This window comes from Nostoc sp. CHAB 5836 (genome assembly GCF_020829445.1).
Classification (GTDB): domain Bacteria; phylum Cyanobacteriota; class Cyanobacteriia; order Cyanobacteriales; family Nostocaceae; genus Nostoc.
Map to the genome: position 1 here is coordinate 1 of NZ_JAIVFV010000047.1, position 19,602 is coordinate 19,602.

General features: G+C 41.2%; 16 protein-coding genes, 1 tRNA gene and 1 pseudogene. 5 read left to right on the forward strand and 13 right to left on the reverse strand.

Annotated elements, in window-relative coordinates:
* Positions 1–453: 453 nt before the first annotated feature.
* Both LC605_RS11875 and LC605_RS11880 read right to left on the reverse strand, forming a co-directional pair.
* Entirely contained in the window at positions 454–1,812 is a 1,359-nt protein-coding gene (locus tag LC605_RS11875) for a hemolysin family protein (RefSeq protein WP_229547772.1), read from the reverse strand.
* A 380-nt stretch (positions 1,813–2,192) separates the two neighbouring features.
* Positions 2,193–2,894 carry a hypothetical protein gene (locus tag LC605_RS11880; RefSeq protein ID WP_229547741.1) on the reverse strand — a complete coding sequence of 234 codons (702 nt, stop codon included), beginning with the start codon at positions 2,892–2,894 and terminating at the stop codon, positions 2,193–2,195.
* 295 nt (positions 2,895–3,189) lie between these two features.
* Between LC605_RS11880 and LC605_RS11885 the strand changes: the two genes are divergently transcribed.
* Positions 3,190–3,262, forward strand: a tRNA-Ile gene (locus tag LC605_RS11885).
* A 310-nt stretch (positions 3,263–3,572) separates the two neighbouring features.
* On the opposite strand, the gene LC605_RS11890 is transcribed toward LC605_RS11885, so the two are convergent.
* The gene (locus LC605_RS11890; RefSeq protein WP_229547742.1) at positions 3,573–4,007 is read right to left on the reverse strand and encodes a hypothetical protein; all 435 of its coding nucleotides are present in this window, start codon (positions 4,005–4,007) and stop codon (positions 3,573–3,575) included.
* A 106-nt stretch (positions 4,008–4,113) separates the two neighbouring features.
* Here LC605_RS11890 and pyrE point away from each other — a divergent pair, with 106 nt between their 5' ends.
* Positions 4,114–4,737, forward strand: a complete 624-nt coding sequence (gene pyrE, locus LC605_RS11895) for an orotate phosphoribosyltransferase (RefSeq protein WP_229547743.1) — start codon at positions 4,114–4,116, stop codon at positions 4,735–4,737.
* A gap of 810 nt (positions 4,738–5,547) precedes the next feature.
* On the opposite strand, the gene LC605_RS11900 is transcribed toward pyrE, so the two are convergent.
* The gene (locus LC605_RS11900; protein ID WP_229547744.1) at positions 5,548–6,687 is read right to left on the reverse strand and encodes a serine/threonine-protein kinase; all 1,140 of its coding nucleotides are present in this window, start codon (positions 6,685–6,687) and stop codon (positions 5,548–5,550) included.
* A gap of 250 nt (positions 6,688–6,937) precedes the next feature.
* Positions 6,938–8,032, reverse strand: a pseudogene (gene cax, locus LC605_RS11905) (calcium/proton exchanger); the annotation flags it as partial.
* 92 nt (positions 8,033–8,124) lie between these two features.
* On the opposite strand from cax, the gene LC605_RS32925 reads away from it, so the two are divergent.
* Together LC605_RS32925 and LC605_RS11910 are read left to right on the forward strand one after the other, a co-directional pair.
* Positions 8,125–8,256, forward strand: a complete 132-nt coding sequence (locus LC605_RS32925; protein ID WP_267868505.1) for a hypothetical protein — start codon at positions 8,125–8,127, stop codon at positions 8,254–8,256.
* A 579-nt stretch (positions 8,257–8,835) separates the two neighbouring features.
* Entirely contained in the window at positions 8,836–11,532 is a 2,697-nt protein-coding gene (locus tag LC605_RS11910; protein WP_229547746.1) for a DUF3536 domain-containing protein, read from the forward strand.
* Between the two features lie 639 nt (positions 11,533–12,171).
* On the opposite strand, the gene LC605_RS11915 is transcribed toward LC605_RS11910, so the two are convergent.
* From LC605_RS11915 to LC605_RS11945, 7 genes are all read right to left on the reverse strand, one after another.
* Positions 12,172–12,690, reverse strand: a complete 519-nt coding sequence (locus LC605_RS11915; protein WP_306426857.1) for a DNA-binding protein — start codon at positions 12,688–12,690, stop codon at positions 12,172–12,174.
* Positions 12,687–13,139: a hypothetical protein gene (locus LC605_RS11920; protein ID WP_229547747.1), complete on the reverse strand. Its 453-nt coding sequence runs from the start codon at positions 13,137–13,139 to the stop codon at positions 12,687–12,689. Before LC605_RS11920 ends, LC605_RS11915 begins: the two co-directional genes overlap by 4 nt.
* On the reverse strand, positions 13,136–13,306 hold the full coding sequence (locus tag LC605_RS11925; protein WP_229547748.1) for a DUF2281 domain-containing protein: 171 nt from the start codon (positions 13,304–13,306) through the stop codon (positions 13,136–13,138). The genes LC605_RS11920 and LC605_RS11925 overlap by 4 nt, the downstream gene beginning before the upstream one ends.
* Positions 13,307–13,366: 60 nt before the next feature.
* Positions 13,367–14,464 (reverse strand): Gfo/Idh/MocA family protein, encoded by a 1,098-nt coding sequence (locus LC605_RS11930; RefSeq protein WP_229547774.1) that lies wholly within the window; start codon positions 14,462–14,464, stop codon positions 13,367–13,369.
* 32 nt (positions 14,465–14,496) lie between these two features.
* Positions 14,497–15,405 (reverse strand): beta-1,6-N-acetylglucosaminyltransferase, encoded by a 909-nt coding sequence (locus tag LC605_RS11935; protein ID WP_229547749.1) that lies wholly within the window; start codon positions 15,403–15,405, stop codon positions 14,497–14,499.
* Positions 15,406–15,924: 519 nt separating this feature from the next.
* Entirely contained in the window at positions 15,925–16,392 is a 468-nt protein-coding gene (locus tag LC605_RS11940; protein WP_229547750.1) for a DUF4870 domain-containing protein, read from the reverse strand.
* A gap of 460 nt (positions 16,393–16,852) precedes the next feature.
* Complete coding sequence (locus LC605_RS11945) at positions 16,853–17,041, reverse strand: hypothetical protein (RefSeq protein ID WP_229547751.1); 189 nt, start codon at positions 17,039–17,041, stop codon at positions 16,853–16,855.
* A gap of 208 nt (positions 17,042–17,249) precedes the next feature.
* On the opposite strand from LC605_RS11945, the gene LC605_RS11950 reads away from it, so the two are divergent.
* Positions 17,250–18,002: a hypothetical protein gene (locus LC605_RS11950; RefSeq protein WP_229547752.1), complete on the forward strand. Its 753-nt coding sequence runs from the start codon at positions 17,250–17,252 to the stop codon at positions 18,000–18,002.
* A gap of 302 nt (positions 18,003–18,304) precedes the next feature.
* Here the strand turns inward: LC605_RS11950 and LC605_RS11955 are convergent, their stop codons facing one another.
* Complete coding sequence (locus tag LC605_RS11955) at positions 18,305–19,576, reverse strand: ribulose bisphosphate carboxylase small subunit (protein ID WP_229547753.1); 1,272 nt, start codon at positions 19,574–19,576, stop codon at positions 18,305–18,307.
* Between the last annotated feature and the right edge of the window lie 26 nt (positions 19,577–19,602).

Consider the following 19,602-nt stretch of genomic DNA (forward strand, 5'->3'; position numbering starts at 1 on the left):
TATTTAAATAGAATTCTGGAGTCGGAATGAATTATGTGTCAGTAGGCTTGGCTAAAAGTAATTTTTTTGAACGAACCGCAAAGGACGCAAAGGACGCAAAGAAAGAAAGAGAGAAAAGTAAGAAGCAAAGGAAATTTGGCGCAGCTTCACAAATAAATGGTATTAGAGGATGTTTAAAAATTCCTCCAGCGTGTGTTTCACTACCCTGGTTACCGAGAAACTGCTACGATAGAATCGAAGTTTTGGGATTTGAGATCGCACCCCTGAGTTGCACTTGAGGCTCAAACCGACCCTTTTCAAACATCCTCTTAGAAAAAATCTATCTAGGAATACTCAATCTGACTAGCATTATTATTGGTTTTTGTTGACAATAGGTTTTCTTCGCATCAGCAGAAGTTGATGTTGAGAGTTATTCTACCCTCTACTCCTGTGCCCCTCATCTCCCCATCTCTCTCATCTCCCAGTCTCCCCCTCTAACCGTCGCAGTTGAATTTGATGCAGGCGTGGGCCAACAATCGATACCACGGTGAATTCAAGATTTTGATAACAAAAGATTTCGCCTTTGTCCGGAATTTTCTGTAAATGATACAGCAAAAAGCCCCCTAGTGTTTGGTATTCCCTGGTCAGGGGCAAATTGAGATGCAAAACTTCGTTGAGGTCTTCGAGGTTGATTTGTGCCTGCACCAAAAATTTCTGCTCATCTAACATCTGAATCAGTAAGTCGTCGCTGTTTTCAGGTTCACTGGTGTCGCCAATGATTTCGGCAATGACATCTTTGATTGTCACTAGTCCCACAGTAGAGCCAAATTCATTCACTATTATGACCATAGCTGGTTTCTCTTGCTGCATCATCGGTAAAAGTTCACTCAAGGACGTGTGTTCTGGAACAAACCGGGCGGGACGCATCCAAGGTTGGATCTGTGTTTCTAAACTGAGATTTCCTACTCCCAAAGGTTGTGCCAAATCTTTAAAATAAACAATGCCGCGAACATCGTCCAAAGATTCACCAATCACGGGATAGCGAGAATAACCAGTAGAAGCCATTTCCTTGAGTAATGTCTGGAAGGTAGCATCTTTTGGCAGCGCGATAATACTGGTGCGGGGAATCATTACATCTTGGGCCATGACATCCCCAAACTCAAAGACATTATTCAGCAGTTCTCGCTCTGCACGCTGTAAACCGGTAGACCCCCATTCTGTAGAGATAATCAGTTGCAACTCTTCGGGAGTTACAGGCGGTCTCCAGCCTTGACCTGTGTATTCGATACCAAAAATCCGCAATAAAAAACGAGTTGATTGGTTAAGAATCCAGATGAAGGGGCCAAAAAAACGCACGATCGCTTTTACTGAAGGCCCCAAAAACCTAGCTAGCTGTTCTGAATAGAGCATGGCTAAGGATTTGGGACACAGTTCTCCGATCACAATTTGCAAATAAGCAATTAAGAAAAACGCGATGGGAATTGATAGGGAATGGGCGATGAAGGTAGTCATCCCACTAGGTAAAGGCCAGGATCTTAACCATGCGTTCACCAGCACGACAATTGTACTTTCTCCAATCCATCCCAACGCCAAACTAGAGAGGGTAATGCCTAACTGGGTGGTAGATAACAGTCGGTCAATACTGCGTTGTAGCATTTCCACCGCGATCGCTGGAACATCTCCAGCCTTAACTAGCTGGTGAATACGCGATCGCCGCACGCTCACCATCGAAAATTCTGCCGTCACAAAAAAGGCATTTATGGCAATCAGTAGTAACACTGACAACAACCGCAGCGCCACATCTGTCCAAATTAAATTAGGAAAACCACTCACCGCCAAAGCTCGTGTAAAACTCACGCCTCCCCATTCTTGGATTTTGGATACTTCGACTTCGCGCTTGGTGAGCGTAGTCGAAGTATTTGTCATTCGTCATTTGTCATTAGTAAGGGTTTTAAGCTTATTTATGTTTCGTAACATATTTAAGTTTTTTCGCACTAATGCACTTAGGTAAATTACTTAGTACAACATTTCATTAATTCGTAGCGAATTCTCTGCGAACCTTTGCGCTTCCCTTTGCGCTCCTACCCTGCGGGAAGGCGAAGCGCCTATGCGTTTAAATTTCAACCCTGAATTCACCACGATTTTATGCTGCATCTGTACTTAGTACCACGTCCCAATCTCAAATCTCAAATCTCAAATCCCCAATGCTCAATCTACCTTTCCACAGGAATATCCGATGCCTCTAGCTTCAATTTTTGAGCAGGATAATCAGTCAGAGCAAGTGATATTTTCTTGACATCATCAAGTAAAGCTGTGGGAATGCTCACAGTACCTGAAAATGCTGGGCCATTTACAGGCAATTCTGTTGGTAAACCCTCTGTACTCGCACTCAGGGTTCGTCCTTTATCATCGGTAACATCTAAGAAACTATACAAGAAGCGCACAGAATCCTTACCTTTGTTCTGCATTTTCACTTTCAGTAGCAAATCACCACCAGAGTAGCGGACAGATTGCACAGACATGGTTACACCCTCACTCTGAGCAGTAACCGGAAAACCTGGTTCGAGTTTTTCTTCAACCACTTCTGGAGGTTTTTCCTCTGGCTTCTGCTTGCTACTATTGGTTTCTTCATCATCTTCCTCTAGTTTTTCCGATTTAGCAGCCTTGGTCTTACCCTCAATTCGCGCCTTGACAATTTTGAGAATCTCTTCCTCTTTTAATAGCACTAGCCCTCCCTGTTGAGAGTTATTTGTCTTATTGCTGGCAAATTTGTTTGTGGGACGCCCGTCTGGTGCAGTCACGCCTTTAAGTGCTGAACTTCCCAGTTCAAACCCCAAAAACGCGCTCACAGAACCTGCTCCCATCATCAGAATTAACAAAATCAAAGTCAGAAGTACAGTAGAATTTATTCTCATCGCTGACAAGCTATCACAATAGAATGCTGGTCTATTTAAGAATCGTGAAGCTTTTGACCTCAATCCTTAAAGGAACTTAATCAATATTAGTTTGCACTATATTCATGATCAAATTATGTAGTATAAAAATCTGGTAAACTATTGTTGAGTATTCATAGGTAGAAAATTTGTGATATAATTACTGAATTGGCAAAACTAAGCGCAAGAGGTGTTTTCCTGACTCTAAAATTAGTAAATAAGGTTGACCTAAGAGTTGAAGTAATTAACTCATAGGAACCCGAAACCCAAAACACAAGCGCCTTTGGCCGATTGGGGAGGCAGCGAACTCATAATTCGCCTTCAGGCTGGTTCGATTCCAGCAGGGCGCACTGAATCATCAAAAAGTAGTAATACAGGGCATTGGGCATGGGCACTTGTACTGAGCAGTTCGACAGGTTTTACAGGTAGCTCTGCCGAACTGGTGACTGTAAAAGGTTGCTGAAGTGTTGGTTAGTAATTATTATTCCCTGCTCCCCACTCCCTAATATTAACGTGAGTTTGACAAGTCTTATTTGACCTCTCCCCCAGCCCCTCTCCGAAGCGGAGAGGGGAGCAAAAAGCTTAATTTTTCGTTGCTCCTCCCTTTCCGTTTCCCAGAGGGAGGCTGGGAGGGAGAGGTTCATCGAATTCACGTTAATATTACCGAGATGGTAAAGTTTCAAACCGGAATTCAGTTCCGACTTTGAGTTTATTGCTATTGAAACGAGGAGACATCATTAGGGATGTGTCATAAGGATTTGGTAAATCAGGGGTGCGAATATAAGGATCGTTGCCAACTTGCTGAGTCAGGACATCATGATATAAAGTGTTGAGCAACTGAGCATCGCGGGCAATTTCATTTTCTGGGAAGGAACCACCGAAAGCGGAACCAGATCCGAGAAATGAGTCTAGCTGACGTTTGAGGCTGCTATTTTCGTAGAAATTGCGATCGTGACGAAAATAAGCTCGTTCAAATACATCACTCGTAGTTTCAGTTTTGGGGGTTTGCCTTTGGGCAGATGCAACTGAGGGAAAAGCAATACCAGTAGCAAGGAGCATCAATAAACCGCCAAAGGTTTGAAATTTTATACGCACGTTTCTCACTCCTCAATTTTTGTTTTGGGCGAATCTTAATTTATGCTTAAGTTCAGAACTCTGATGAGTTCAACCTTTGGTGTAGCACAACTCTTAATGTTTTGTAATGACGTATCCTACTGAAACTCTTACCCACTCAGATATTTGGGCAACCACTGCTGATTTGATCACCTTGCGCCACAAGCTACTAGATTTGTTTTGCCAACTTGCTTATCAAGAAGGTGATTTTCTCCTCTCTTCTGGGCTACGTAGTTCTTATTATGTCAACAAGACACAGGTAACATTGCATCCTCAAGGTGCTTTGGCAGTTGGACGGTTGCTGTTCCCTTTACTACCTGTAGATACACAGGCTGTCGGTGGTTTAACGATGGGGGCCGACCCAATTGTGACAGCAGTGAGTGTAGTTTCTGTTTATGAAAAACGACCGATACCAGCACTGATTATTCGCAAAGAAGCCAAGGGTTATGGGACGAGAGCTTATATAGAAGGCCCGAGTTTACCAGAGGGTGCAAAAGTAGTAGTTTTGGAAGATGTGGTTACAACTGGGCAATCTGCTCTGAAAGCGGTTGAACGTCTTAAAGATGCAGGTTATACCGTAAATAAAGTAATTTCACTGGTGGACAGAGAGCAAGGGGGAGGTGAGTTGTACCAGTCAGCTGGGTTGAAGTTTGAAACTTTGTTTTCGATTCAAGAAGTTCAGGAACGCTACCGACAACTTGCGAATTCTTGAACAACAGGACTTGTAATAATTCGTAATTCGTAATTCGTAATTCGTAATTAAGAATTGGTAGAAGTCCTGAATATGAAATATACGTTTTAGTGTAACTTTTCACTCTCCCCTTTTAAACCTGACTTTTCACGGTATCTGGAAAACCTCTCTCTAAATCTCTCTCCTAGAAGGAGAGAGACTTTGAATTTTTCCCCTTCTCGCATCGGGAAGGGGGATAGGGGGTTAGGTTTTTCATGGGCTTTTCCACACGACCTGAATTGTCAGCTTTTAAACAGCAACTTTTTATTTGTTTAGCCTTAACCGATCAGTATTGGGTCTATGATACTGGAGAATTAATTTTTATATATATAGGACTCCGATTTGATTTTTGAAAACATACCGAGACTGAAAAGCCTGTTTTATCAGGATTTTATCTGAAATCTTGTTCAGAAATCAAACAGGAGTCCTATAGGACTAGTATTTGATTTTTGAAATATACGTCAATACGGTTCAGTTAGCGTCAAAAACCTTGTATTGCGTAGGTTGGGTTGAGGAACGAAACCCAACCGAAGAGCGGGGTTTGTTGGGTAACACTAAAGTTCAACCCAACCTACAATTATCCTTAACTGAACCGTATTGAAATATACGTAGGGTGTGTTAGGCGTAAGCCGTAACGCACCATCTCAAGCTTTTGGTGCCGTACTTTCGTCTAACACACCCTACAAATACTTAAATTTTTTCAGAAATCAAATATGATTCCTATATAAACGCAAAAGAGAGGGTTTATATATCAAAATATTTTTGATGTTGCGATCGCTTTTAGATAGCTTTTTAAGGATTGTTATTACCAAAATATTTGGCTTTTAATTCTTCTAATTCTTGATCTATTTTATTCTGACTCGAAGGCTGAGATATTGGATTTGGTAGTTGTATTTTATTTGATTGGGGTTTGCTACTACCTAAAAATTGGGTTTTCATTTCCTCTAATTCCCTATCAAGTTGAGTAGGAGATTTTGATACAAAAGGGGGTGGAGATTTTGGTAGTGATTGAGGGATGGGTTTTGCCACTATTGCTGACGTGGCTGCTGCTTCTGACTGGTGATTTAAGTCGTTGAGAACTTTGTCTACTGTTTGATAACGCCGAATTGGAATACTTTCTAGCATTTTGTTGAGAATAGGACTCAACTGATTACTGATGGGAGTTTGCAAGTGTTGCTGCCAAACCCATGTATCGTTGTTGGTATCATAAGAATCGAAGGGCGATCGCCCAGTTAATAAATTAATACAAGTCGCACCCAAACTGTAAATATCACTGGCGAAAATAGCTTTACCTCTCATTTGTTCAGGTGCAACATATTCTGGACTACCAATACTAGTCCCAGTTTGATTTAAGGCAGTGCCAGTAGCAGATTTAGCAGCACCAAAATCTACTAACACTAGTTTTTGATCGCTCTCGCGTAAAATAATATTTTCTGGCTTAATATCACGGTGAATTACTTGTCTAGCATGACAAAATTGTAAAACTGACAATAAATCATTCAATAGTTGCCGAATCTGCGTTTCATTGAAAGCACCCTTTTGTGCCAATTCCTGGGCTAAGTTTTGCCCGTCGATAAATTCTTGCACAAGATACTGCCGATCTTCTTGGGTAAAATATGCCAGTAATTCGGGAATTTGGGGATGTTTGCCCAATTCATCTAACTGCACCGCTTCTTGGTTAAATAACTCTACAGCTTTTGCAAGAGTGTTAGTGCCTTGGGCTTGGGGATAAAATTGCTTAATTACACAGCGTGGTTTTGAGGGTTTATCCTCATCCACAGCTAGGAAAGTTTTGCCAAAACCACCTTGTCCGATTGGTTTGATCGCACGGTAACGTTCTTTGAGGAGTAATTTGGTACCGCAAGTCCGGCAAAACTTGACATCATCAGGATTTTCCGGCTTGGGACAGTGGGGATTAAGGCAGTAGCTCATACAGGCGATCGCTCTTATATCTCTCTATTTTACTGGCGTTGAGGGTGAGAACTCTCACCAATGGGTTAAACTCGCAAAAGCCATGTCTACGACGGGCTATGACGCTAAAGCGTCTCCCTTTGGGAGAAAACTCGCTACCGCTTCTAACTAGTACAGCGCGGCAAAAATCAAGCTACCAGCTTAAAACTTGCAAAAGCCTTGATATACAAAACTTTTGAATTGGTGAATGCGTGACTTCCGCCTTGCGGTACTACCCCATACCTTCCATAACTGGATGGAAGTAGAAGGCGAATCCCAACACTATATAGGCAGCTAATAATAAAGTGCCTTCCAGCCAATTAGACTTACCATCGGAACTAATACTGTTTGCAATCAACACTGACACAACCACAGCTACTAATTCAAAGGGTTTGAAATCCAAATCCATTGGTTGACCCAATACCCGCCCTGCTATTACCAACACGGGCGCGACAAATAGGGCAATCTGCATACTTGATCCCACAGCTACCGAAAGGGAGAGATCCATCTTATCTTTCATCGCCACGGTGACTGCTGTGGCGTGTTCAGCCGCGTTACCGACAATAGGAACCAAAATCACCCCTGTAAACAGCGCCGTTAAACCTAACTGAGATGTGGCCACCTCTAGAGAATCTACTAGCATTTCTGACTCAATTGCCACTAGTAAGGTACATACTAGCAACACGCCAACCCACAATGTCATATTTGGTTTAGCATGACGGCTTTCCTTTCCTTCTATCTCCGCTACACCCACATCATATAAATAGGAGTGGGTTTTCATCGAAAATAGCAGCGTTAGGGCATAAACCAAGATTAATACTACGGCAACAGCAATAGAAAGATTTTGCAGTGTTTGTTCGTTAATTCCTTGAGAAGTGTAATTCATCGCCGTAGGCATCAAAATGGCAATCACCGCCAAATTCATCGAAGCAGCATTCACCCGCGCCACAATTGGCTGAAATGTCTGTTCTTTGTAGCGCAGTCCTCCCAAAAGCATGGAAAAACCCATCACTAGTAGTAAGTTGCTAATAATCGATCCCGTGATACTGGCTTTGACTACATTTACTAACCCAGCATTAAGGGCGACTAGGGCGATGATTAGTTCTGTAGCATTGCCAAAGGTAGCGTTTAACAAGCCCCCCAATGATGGCCCGACTACCACAGCAATTTCTTCTGTTGCTGTACCCATCCAAGCTGCTAAGGGCAAAATTGCTAATCCAGCTGTAATGAAAACTATCAATTCTCCCCACTCCAGAAAGTGGGCTGTTAGAGAAATCGGGATAAACAGCAATAAAACCAGAAGAATAATGTTTTTAGTTGACATTTGTTGTCTTGAGTTGAGGGTAGGGTGCGGAGTTAGGAGTTAGGAGTTAGGAGTTAGGAGTTAGGAGTTAGGAGTTAGGAGTTGGGAGTTGGGAGTTGGCAGTTGGGAGTTGGCAGTTGGGAGTTGGCAGTTGGGAGTTGGCAGTTGGCAGTTGGCAGTTGGGAGTTGGCAGTTGGCAGTTGGCAGTTGGCGTGAAAAAACCTAAATATGTTACGAAACGTAAATAGGCTTAAAACCTTTGTAAATGACGAAGGACAAATGACAAATGACAGCCTTAGCCAGTTAGCTTTAATTGCGCCGACCTACTTAGAACTTCTAATCACTCTTCACTTCTAACTCCTCACTCTTAACTTTTGACTCAGCACTCCGACATGATACTCTCAAGCGTCTGTAGGGCAATTCAGAAATTGTACTGTTTTCACTTCACGGCTGCGGATGTTATGTAAAATAAGATTGCGATTTAAGGAGTTTTTGTAATCTTTTGTTGCAATAGTATGAATTTGAGTTGAAATTGTACACCATAAATGGGGTTTAATATCTTAAAAGACAATTAAAATTTTGATTGACCCTGAAGAAGAGAAAAACCCCTAACTGAGGCCTTGTTCAATGGCTAATTACTTTGAGCCTTCAGGGAAAGGGCTGTGCGATAACGCAGATTTCCTACTACAATAAGACCGCTTTGTCAAAAATTTGGTCGGATTATATAGTTGTTGTTTATACCGGACTTTGTGTTCAAACCATTGGAGAAAGGTTTATGCACAATGTTTTCGTGCAACTGCAAGTTTTTTGTTTTGGATAAATAATACATGACTTCTGCTGCCCAAATGCCAGCTAGCTCTGGCTCAACGTTAACATTACATTCAGATCCCAATAACACCAAAGAAACCGATCCCCTGACACAGGCTAATGGTGTTTATGTGACGGTGCATGGTCATTTTTACCAGCCACCAAGGGAAAACCCTTATCTGGACGCAATTGAACGCCAACCGAGTGCTGCACCTTTCCATGACTGGAATGAGCGGATTCATTGGGAATGCTATCGCCCGAATGCCTTTGCCAGAGTGTTAAATGAGCAAGGCGAAGTGGTGGGGATCGTCAACAATTATGAGTATTTTAGTTTTAATATTGGGGCAACGCTGATGTCGTGGCTAGAACGCTACGATGTGGAGGTTTATCAGCGCATTTTAGAGGCGGATGCCAATAGTAGCGATCGCTTACATGGTCACGGCAATGCGATCGCGCAAGTATACAATCACATCATCATGCCTCTGGCCAATGAACGGGACAAATATACTCAAATTCGCTGGGGTAAAGAAGACTTCCGCTCCCGCTTTGGACGCGATCCCGAAGGGATGTGGTTAGCGGAAACTGCTGTAGACTATGCCACCCTAGAAGCTCTTGTTGCTGAAGGTATTCGTTTCATTGTCCTTGCACCATCTCAAGCTCTGCGTTGCCGTCCCCTCCCGACTCCAGATCATCCCCATCCTGAATGGATCGAAGTCGGTGGTAGTCAGATTGATTCTACCCGTCCCTACCGTTGTTATTTGAAAGATAGTCAAGAGTCAAACAAAACAAATGACCAAGGACAAATGACAAATGACAAACCCTACATTGATATCTTCTTCTACGATGGGCCGATATCGCGGGACATGGGTTTTAGTGATGTCGTTTATAATTCCAGCCGCTTTGCGGGACGTATCGGTTCGGCGGTGCGTGGGGATCATCGTCTGGCACAGTTAATTTCTGTGGCGACGGATGGGGAAACCTTTGGACACCACAAAAAGGGAACTGAGAAAACTTTAGCTTACGCTTTTACCAAAGAGTTTCCTCAACAAGGTTGGACGGTGACGAACTTCGCCCACTATCTCAGCTTAAATTCCCCCAGTTGGGAAGTGGAATTAAAGTCAGTCACAGCCTGGAGTTGCGCCCACGGTGTCGGCAGATGGGAGGATGACTGTGGTTGTGGTGGAGAAGGTGGTGTTTGGCATCAGAAATGGCGTCGTCCCTTGCGAGATGCCCTAAATTGGCTGCGGGATCAGCTAACTGAGGTCTATGAAGAACATGGTAGGCAGTTATTTCGTGATCCCTGGCTAGCACGGGATGAATATATCCAAGTGATGCGCGATCGCTCTGCTGGCAATGTTAACCGTTTTCTCGCCCGTCATCAAACCCACAAACTAACAGCCGCAGAACAAGTAGATGCTCTGCGTCTGTTGGAAATGCAGCGTCACGCTTTGTTGATGTTCACTAGTTGCGGTTGGTTTTTTGAAGAAATTTCCCGTCCAGAGGGGACGCAAATTCTCCGCTACGCCTCCCGTGCTTTGGAATTGGCAGGGGAAGTGGCAGGTGTGCAATTGGAAAAAGGCTTTGTCAAACGTCTTGCTTTAGCCCCCAGTAATGTGGAGCAGTTCAAACACGGTGGCGAAATTTATCGGCAACTCGTGTTAACTGCCCAGCTTGGCTTTAAGCAAGTAGCAGCCCATTACGCCATTACTTCGCTATTTACCAATCAAAAACCAGCAGAGACGCACAATTCCCTACCGAAAAAAGATGCTGCTGACAAACAGTCTCAGCGTTATCACAAAAAAGTTTATTGCTACGCAGCCAATGAGCTAGATTACCAACTCCAACGGATGGGATCGCTAACTCTGGCTGTGGGAAATTTAAAGCTGGTATCAGAGATTACTTGGGAAAGTGAGCATTTGGTATTTGCGGTTCTGCATTTGGGTGGTTGGGACTTCCACTGTGGCATTCAACCATTTACTGGGCGGCGTGACTACAGCCAATTAAAAGAAAAGCTGTTTGGGGCACTGCAACAAGCTAGTGCAGCTCATACTATTTTGGCTATGACACAGCTATTTGGAGAAGAAGCTTTCAGTTTACAGAATCTATTTGCTGAAGAACGCCACCGGATTATGCGGCTACTTAGTGAAGAAACACTGACACGTTTAGGACAGTTGTATACCCAAGCCTACCGTGATAATTATGGGGTGCTGATGGCGTTTCATCGAGACGAAATCGCAGTACCGCAAGAATTGCAGGTAGCAGCCGATATTGCGTTGGGGCATCGCTGTCTGACGACATTACGATCGCTTGAGCAAGATATCGCTGATTCCCAAAAGAGTTGGAGTCACATATTAGAATTGGAGGCGATCGCTACTGAAGCAAAACATCTGCGTTGTCGGCTGAATATTCCCGACGGTAAGCAGATGTTAGAACAGTTAATTGCGCGATCGCTCTGGCAATTATTGCACGATGCCAATGGTAGTTTTAATGCAGATATCCAACTATTGGAGCGGTTGATTGATGTCGGGGATCAACTAAATATTGACATTTCCCTACAGCGATCGCAAGAACTATATTTTAGTTGTCTGCAAAGTCAAATAGTGCCGGTGTGTGTCACTACCCTTGGCAAAGAAGGAGATAATCAGTGTCTTCAGTTGCTCAAGTTGGGCAAAAAGTTAGCCGTTGATGTCAGCATGATTTCAAATCAGTTGGGATAGATTAGGGGTGTACAGTTAAAAGGGCGTGGTTGGGGCAATTCATGAATTGCCCCAAGAAGAAAATCTTTCTCAATATTGCGTAGGTTTTGGTGCAACGTCAATTGGAGATCCCCCTTAATCCACGCCACGTGCAACAAGAGTGGCTCCCCTTAAAAAAGGGGAAAATAAGGCGTTTTTAGCCCCCCTAAAAAAGGGGGGTTGACAGGGTGGTTTCATACGAGCAGAGAAAAACAACAACTGGGTTTCAAAGCCTCTCCCCGAAACGGGGAGAGGAATGGAAGTGGGGTAAAAAGCAATACGCTTGGCTTTGTGGATAATTGTAGGTTGGGTTGAACTTTAGTGTTACCCAACAAACCCCGCTCTTCGGTTGGGTTTCGTTCCTCAAACGCCACGTGCTTCAAGTCGGGGAACCCCCCCAACGCAGTGGCTCCCCAACCTACGCAATACAAGGTTTTTGACGCTAACCCAAGCGTATTGGGGTAAAAAGCCATGCTACAAAACGAGAAATCAAGACTTATGTATTTTTCTTTCTTCGTATGAAACCACCCTGCCCTTAAAAAGGGGGGTTGGGGGGATCGACTCAAAACCTACGCAGTATTGAAATCTTTCTTTTCGGCTATTAAATTCTGACAGCGATACTTATGAGGCCCTAGTTTTAATATTCAGTTTTTCTTTGCGCCATTTGTCCACACTTTTTTTAACTGCTTCTATTTCTCCAAAATCTACTTGCACAGTTGCAATTTCAAATTCAACACCCAAAGCGGTGCTGACTTCGAGAATTTCTACAAAACTGGCACATTGATAATCTGTATCCTCATACTCTTTCACTCTTTGTTCATCAATTTCTAATATATCAGCAAGTTGTTGCTGACTAACTTTGGCTGCTATCCGAGCTTTAATTAAAGCATTTGGCAGCTTATTTAAAGAATCAATTTTAATTTTTAAAGGTTTGCTGGTGTCGCAATTAATAAGTCTTTCGTATTCTGTGATTTCTGACTTTAGCTCGTCAACTTGACTTTGATATGAGTCTCGGTGAAGCTTCCATCGCTCTGGTTCTGCTTTCAACTGTTCATTGCTATCCAATGACGCTATAGACTGTTCAAAGCGTTGCAACCAATCTAAGGAATTTTGATACTGTTGCTCGTTCTTGATCATCATGGTTTCCACCTTTGTAAATCTATAGCAATAATTCCTTTGCGTGTATTCGTTCTAGTATCAAATTGAAAAAAATCTATGTAGGCTGTACCGGAATCATTAGCTGGATAATTTGACGGAAAGATTTCACCCTTGTACTTAATTTTTTGTTCGGCACGCCGCAGGGCAAAATTAAATAAAGTAGGAGCAATAGATTCTAGGTACTTTATATCAACTCCGTTGTCTTCCCAACAGGCATCGAAGTCTCCAGGTTTTTGTTTACTGGTGACGAAACTACCATCAATATAAATAGTCCTACAGCCAGCTGCTTTTAGTTGCGTCATTGCCCTGTCCAGACCGTCTATCATGCGCTGTCTAGCCAAATTTGTACCAAATATTTCTTGAAATTCTGACCATTCTGCCCAATGCACCCCTGATGGTAAAATACCACTTTCGTCAAATTCTGGAATCATTTGTCTGGGCTACGTAAATCTTCATCTGTAGAACCACGTAAGTTCTTTGTACTTGACTGTTTTGCTGTATGACCGATTTTGATTTTTTGAATGAAATTAAGTGCTTCTGTTAGCAATTCTGGTGGTAAAGTTTCTATTTCTTGGATTAATAATTCTTTGCTAGTCATCTTCTACCTCTAATCAATCTCTCTTTATTGTATCGGGAAGCCTGGAAGCTTATTTTCTCTCTAATTACTCAGAAATCCTTCCAAGCTAGGTACATCCACCCAACTTGCTTTTGTATGAGATTCATGGGATAAATCCATCAACAACTGAGAATAAATCCCTTCCCGCAGCGATGGTGTAATTTCCTGATTGTGTTCAATTCCTTGCACCCATTGGTCTACTATGCGGATGAATGCCGAAATGCGCCCATCAGCATGATTTTTGGGAAAAATTAACCGATTCGGTATTTCTATTTCCGTTAAAGGTTTACCTGGCTGGGAACCCCAAACACGAAAACCATGTATATAATCTTTTTGATTTTCACTGCCCACAATTAATGTACCGCGATCGCCATATACTTCTACCCAATGGGTTCTTGGTGCATGAACAACTGCACTAATAGAAAGTTGACAAGGTGTACCATCTGCTAATTCCAGCGTTAATATACAGTTGTCATCTGTATTCACTGGCTTAGATTCCCCACTAACAGGGTCAATGCGTGTGGGAATAGCAGTAGTCAAATGGGCGTTTAATCTCCGAACTGGCCCAAATAACCAGTGAATATAATCGAAGGCGTGGGAACCCAAAGATCCTAATGCACCGCCTCCTTTATCCTTGTCAGAATACCAATTCCAAGGGCGTGAAGTATCAGCACGAGAAGAACCTAACCAATCAATTTTAATTAGGCGCAACTCACCCACATAATTTTCTGACAATAATTCAGCAAACAACTGCCATCCTGGCACAAAGCGAAATTCAAAATCTACAGTCGCAATAACGCTTTTTGCTTTAGCTAACTGATAAAGTTCTTTCGCCTCAACTGCATTTAAAGTTGTCGGTTTTTCCAATAATAAATGTTTCCTAGCTTGCAATACAGTTTTTGCCATTTCATAGTGCAAAAATGGCGGTGTCGAGATGCTGACTGCTTGCACTTCTGGTAATTCCACAATATCCGTAAGTGAGTTAGAAGCATGGGGGATATTATGGGATTGTGCTATGGCTTTAGCTTTATTTATATCTCGATGATAAACAGCAACTACCTCCGTGCGAGGATGTGCTTTAAATCCAGGGATGTGGACTTTTTGACCAAATCCAGTGCCTGCGATCGCAATCCCAATCATATCATCATCTGCTCCCATAATTATCCAAGTTACTATTCACTCAATATCATTTGGTCAATCATATCTAATATATCCGAATCTTTCGTTGGATCAAACTTCCTGGCAAATAACTTTTCTGATTGCCTAATTTTTTCAACATCATTTTTATCTAAAATCATTGGATGACAGCTATTAACATTACCCCAATCTATATATTTCAAGTTATTGTTGACTACCTTATCTTTAAAATGTGAATTTAAAATAATTGTCTGAAAAAATATCTCATCTGGACAGAAAGTGTAATGAAAACGCTTTACAAACTTGGGGTTTTGCTGGACAAAAATATTTATCCATTTTATACATTCTCCTGTTAAACACCAAAATTGAGAACCTCCATAAATAGCATAGCCTTCAATAAGTTTACGTTTTTTAGGTAATAGCAAAATAACAAGTGAATATAATAAAGATGCAATATAAGATTGAAATTTCTGTTTTTCGGGAATATCAAAATATTTATTCCTCCAAGAAAAGTGCCAAGAGTCTATTCTCTTTAAACCGCCGTGTTCGCCCCATCTTTTATCGGGTAGTGAGAAATATTCTATAAATTCTTTCCCTTGATTTTCTTGGAGAAACATCTTAATATATGTATTTGATTTTATCAAGTAGTCTTGTCCTGATAAAAGTATAATATAATCAAAGCAAATTCCTGTTTCTACTATGGAATTTATGACTTTTAAAGTAGCTTTTACAATCCCAAAACTTCCCCATTTTGAATTATATCTTTTGAGAAAAAATACATTTGGAAAATCCATCAGTTCAGCAGATATCTGCTTAAATATTTTCCTATCTGAACTTTTATCTATATGTATAAAAAATGAGGTTTTATCTGTGTTTAATTGATCAACAAGACGTAGTAATTGCTCAGGATAATTATGTGCCAAAATTATGTATGCTACTTTCATAATAATTATGATCTTGGTATATCTATAAATGAAAGGGAACTCTTAACAGAGAACAGGGAAATAAGCCACCCACGAGGGGCGAGGTTTTGAACCTTTATTTTTTACATAAATTTTGTTCTATTTTGCTCTGATTATTCTTCTTATATAGAATTTAATTTCAGCTTTATTAGGCAACTATAAAAATCTAAAAAAATTTTCAGATAAGAATAAAAGCTTTAAGATTGTATCATGCTAATATCCCATCAAGGGAGCGATAGATGTGTAAAATTTTAGTCGTTGTTAAAATAAGTGTTACCCAAAAAAGGCTTAACAACAAAGAATAAAGACACGAGTCGCCAGAATTCAGAATTGAATTTGTAGCTCCTGATTTAAGTTGCTAGGACTTACGCATCATACATATGTACTATACCAAGCTTGGGCTTTTGAGCCATATTGAACACCCAACACAGTCAATATGCGACCAAATCAGGGTTGTGTTCCCGATAATTCGTAGAGTGTGCGTAAGTCATACAATTATTTTTATTGTAAAATTCTAATGGTCAAAGGATAACGATAATGCTGACCATTATAAGCTTTGATAGCAGCAAAAGTGACTACAAACGATTGTAGTACCAGTTGGAATAAAATTAAGGACATAAGTACAATTAATAAACTGTCTAAAGTGGTTTTTATTTCATTAATTGAACCATTAGTAGTAACTGCCAGACTAAAGCTAGTTAATAATATAATTAAAGATATTGCTATGACAAACAAGGTATATAATGTTAAGGAAATTTGAAAATTTAAGGATTCCTTTCCTTGCAAATCAATCCAGGGATATTGAGCTTTTTTAAATCTCCAAATCATTAGTGGAGCTAAAAGATTTAAAGGTAAATATAAAGGAATGCCAAGAAATACCAAAAAGAACAATAATATCCACCCTAATAAAGCTGAAAGATGACACAACATCGCCCATATACGCATTTGTTGTTTAGGTTTTTCTCTCATGGCTTTTTATACCTAAGTGGATTTGCAAGATAATTCTCCACTGTAATTATCTATAAAAAAGCCAAAGAAGAGTTTAAAACCACCAGAAATGGCTACACCCACAAGTAAGGCTACCTAATTAGGACTTAGGCTTTAAGTTGCATAATACCAGGGATAGAGCCGCTTACTACAAGCGAATCAGTCTGGAAAAATGAATGACGATTAGCTTATTTATCAACCAATACGGTTGACAAAAGGGCTGAAACTCTTTTTTTTAGCAACCACAGAGGCGCAGAGAACACAGAGAGAAGAGAGAAGAGAGAAGGAGGAAATGCTTAACCCAAGTGTATTGATTTATCAACAATCCGTAAATTTGACCACAAATAAAAAGGTACAAGCCCCGAAATTTATTTATGGGCTTGGTAAATTTTTGAATGCGTGAATTCGTGAATGCGTGACTTCCCCGAAGGGGCTGACCTGCTCAGACGTAGCCCGCCCCAGGCATCGCTAGTTGATGAGATAAAATAGATTCTGGTTGGGTTTGGTCAATACCCCGCGCCCCAGCTGCACTCAGTTGTAAATCAAAGCTTACTTGTTCATTCAAATAATTTTTGTGACGGCTGCGATCGCCTACGGTGGGGTATAGTCCATCGGAATTTAGGGTATTCACTGACGCTCTTCAATCAGGAACAGATATACATACCTAACCTCATATATTTTCACATATATTACATTGTGTATTTTGTCAAATAGTCTTATTTAGATTATTTGACAAAATACACAAAAATGCAAGTTTAACAAAATTTATTTGTATAAATACTGGTTAGACATTATAGTGTTATGGTGTTTCCTTTTTGATTTTTGGCTAGGTTTATACCATGATGAATTCTCGCAAATTGCAAAAATATTTTGTAGGTTTATCTTTATCCATAGCATTAGTAGCTGATTTGGTCATCACACAAAAAGCTCCTCCGGCTTTTGCTCAAACTATAAATTCATCTATCGGTAATGGTGTTACATTCAGTTGCAATGATAGTGAAGCGACAGTCAGAGCTAAAAATGGGCCCAAAGTAAGTAATGGAAATACCTCCATTTACATTGGTTATCAGCAGGTTTCATCTAACAACAAAAATCCTGTAACTATCCGTTTTGATAATGGTATTAAAACATGGTGTAAAACGGACTACGAAACAACAAATGATGATGGTACAGGTTACGGATTGTATTGGGATGGGGCGAATGTTTTATATGGCGTTTACTCCTCCACTGGTAGTCAGACTGGTAATGATTTTCGCCGCTTTGCAACTGGACGTTGGTTGTCTAGCTACGGTAGCGGAGGCGGGCCGAGAGTCGCAGTTATAGCCCGAATCAATCCAGCCGATGGTCAGGTTGGCTATGCCACATTTTTATCTGCCAAAAAGGCAGATAATGGACAAACTAACTCTTTGGTTGTCAACAACTTATCATGGGATGGTACTAATTTGACTGTGCAAGCAAAATCGTGGTGGACTCCCCGCCGTGCTAATACAAATTCCATGATTTGTTCTGGTTCATCACCTTATCAATACACAGTCATCTTCACTGGCGATTTAATCAATGTGAACTCGGCTTCAGCAAATACTTGTACTTAAAAGATTAGGATTGAAGTCTGAAATTGAAGAAGCATATTTTTCTCTAGTTTCCATGCAGAAACAGCATAGGATTGAGGAAAACGAGGAAAAATTCCAAGTCTCTCTCTTAAAAGGAAAAGAGAAATAGAAGTGGAATTTTCCAGATAAGTACGTTGGTGCGAAAAAACTCAAGTATGTTACGAAACGTAAATAAGCTCAAAACCCTTACTAATGACAAATGACAAATGACAAATGACAGCCTTAGCCAGTTAACTTTAATTGCGCCGACCTACTTACCGTAAAAAGTCAAAACTTGATCACTGCTAATTTTTCCCATTCGGACGCTGAATAATTGTTTCCAATACCCGCCGCTTGGCCTTAGGATCAATACCTACCAAGCGCACATACTCACCACTATATTCTCTCAAAGTTGATTCCAAATTTGAGATTGCATCAGTCTCTGCATCAATATGGCTATTAACACAACTTTGCCAAGAACCTGTGCGGAAACGGCGTTCATCTACGTGTTCAATACTAATTTTGTAACCTTGAGACAATAATTGCCGAATCTGTTCTTGTGTCTCTAAAGTTAAATGTGGACTCAATACTTGCTGTTTTTGGAATCCATTAGTTTTTGCTTCTTGGGTTGCGCCATTTAACGGCTGACTAATTGGTGTTTCAGCCGCAGGTGGTGCAGATTGAGAATTTCTACCTCGATTTAGGCGGTTGTAATCATCAACCAAGTGGGAATTTTCCACCCATTTTTGTTCACCAACGAGGAAGTTACCAGACTCGATTAAATGAGACAGTCTAAAATCTGGCTTTTGAAATTCTGGTGGGCCTTCAGTGCTGTTAACCACATTCAAGGATACCTGCTCAAAACCTACTTTGTAGATATAGTTGCGGATTTGTTCATCATAAATGCGCGATCGCAAAGCGCTAAAAAAGTCAATGGATTGATTGATAAAAGTATCAACGAGCTGTTCAACTTCCCTCTGCGATAGTCCATCGGGTTCAAAAATCCCCTTGACAATTCCCACCTTGTCTTCTCTATCTGGTTCCCAGTAGAATTTATCCATCCGTCCATCCCGAATTAACGGTGCATAGAGGGTAGAAAAATCATTACCTGTGACAATAATCGGCACACGATTTAAAGGCGTGGAATCATAGCTTCCCGGCAACTGCACATCTGTGGGATTATCAGCAATATTCATCAGTGTGGCATTTACCAACTGCGTATTTACAGTATATTGAGTGCCTTCATCAAAGCGTCCAGCACCCGCATCTAAATCGTTAATCATCAGTACACACATTTTACCGCGTACTTTGATCAGTTCTGCTGTTTCCCGATAGCGCAGCCGAATCAACCGCGCTGGATCTCCTGCATCTGGACTTTCCAATTCGCCGCCAGATACGTGAGTCACTTCGATACCCATTTTCTCGAAGACTAACTGACATTGAAATGTTTTACCTTCTCCTTTGCGTCCATGAATTCCTAAAATCAAGGGTACTCGCACGCCAGGAAGCTTCAAAAAGTTTTTAGTGATGTGGACAGCAAGTTTGTCCAAAAAGCGGGGAGCAATGTAATAACCCATGAGCTTGTCTTATGAAAAATTAACAC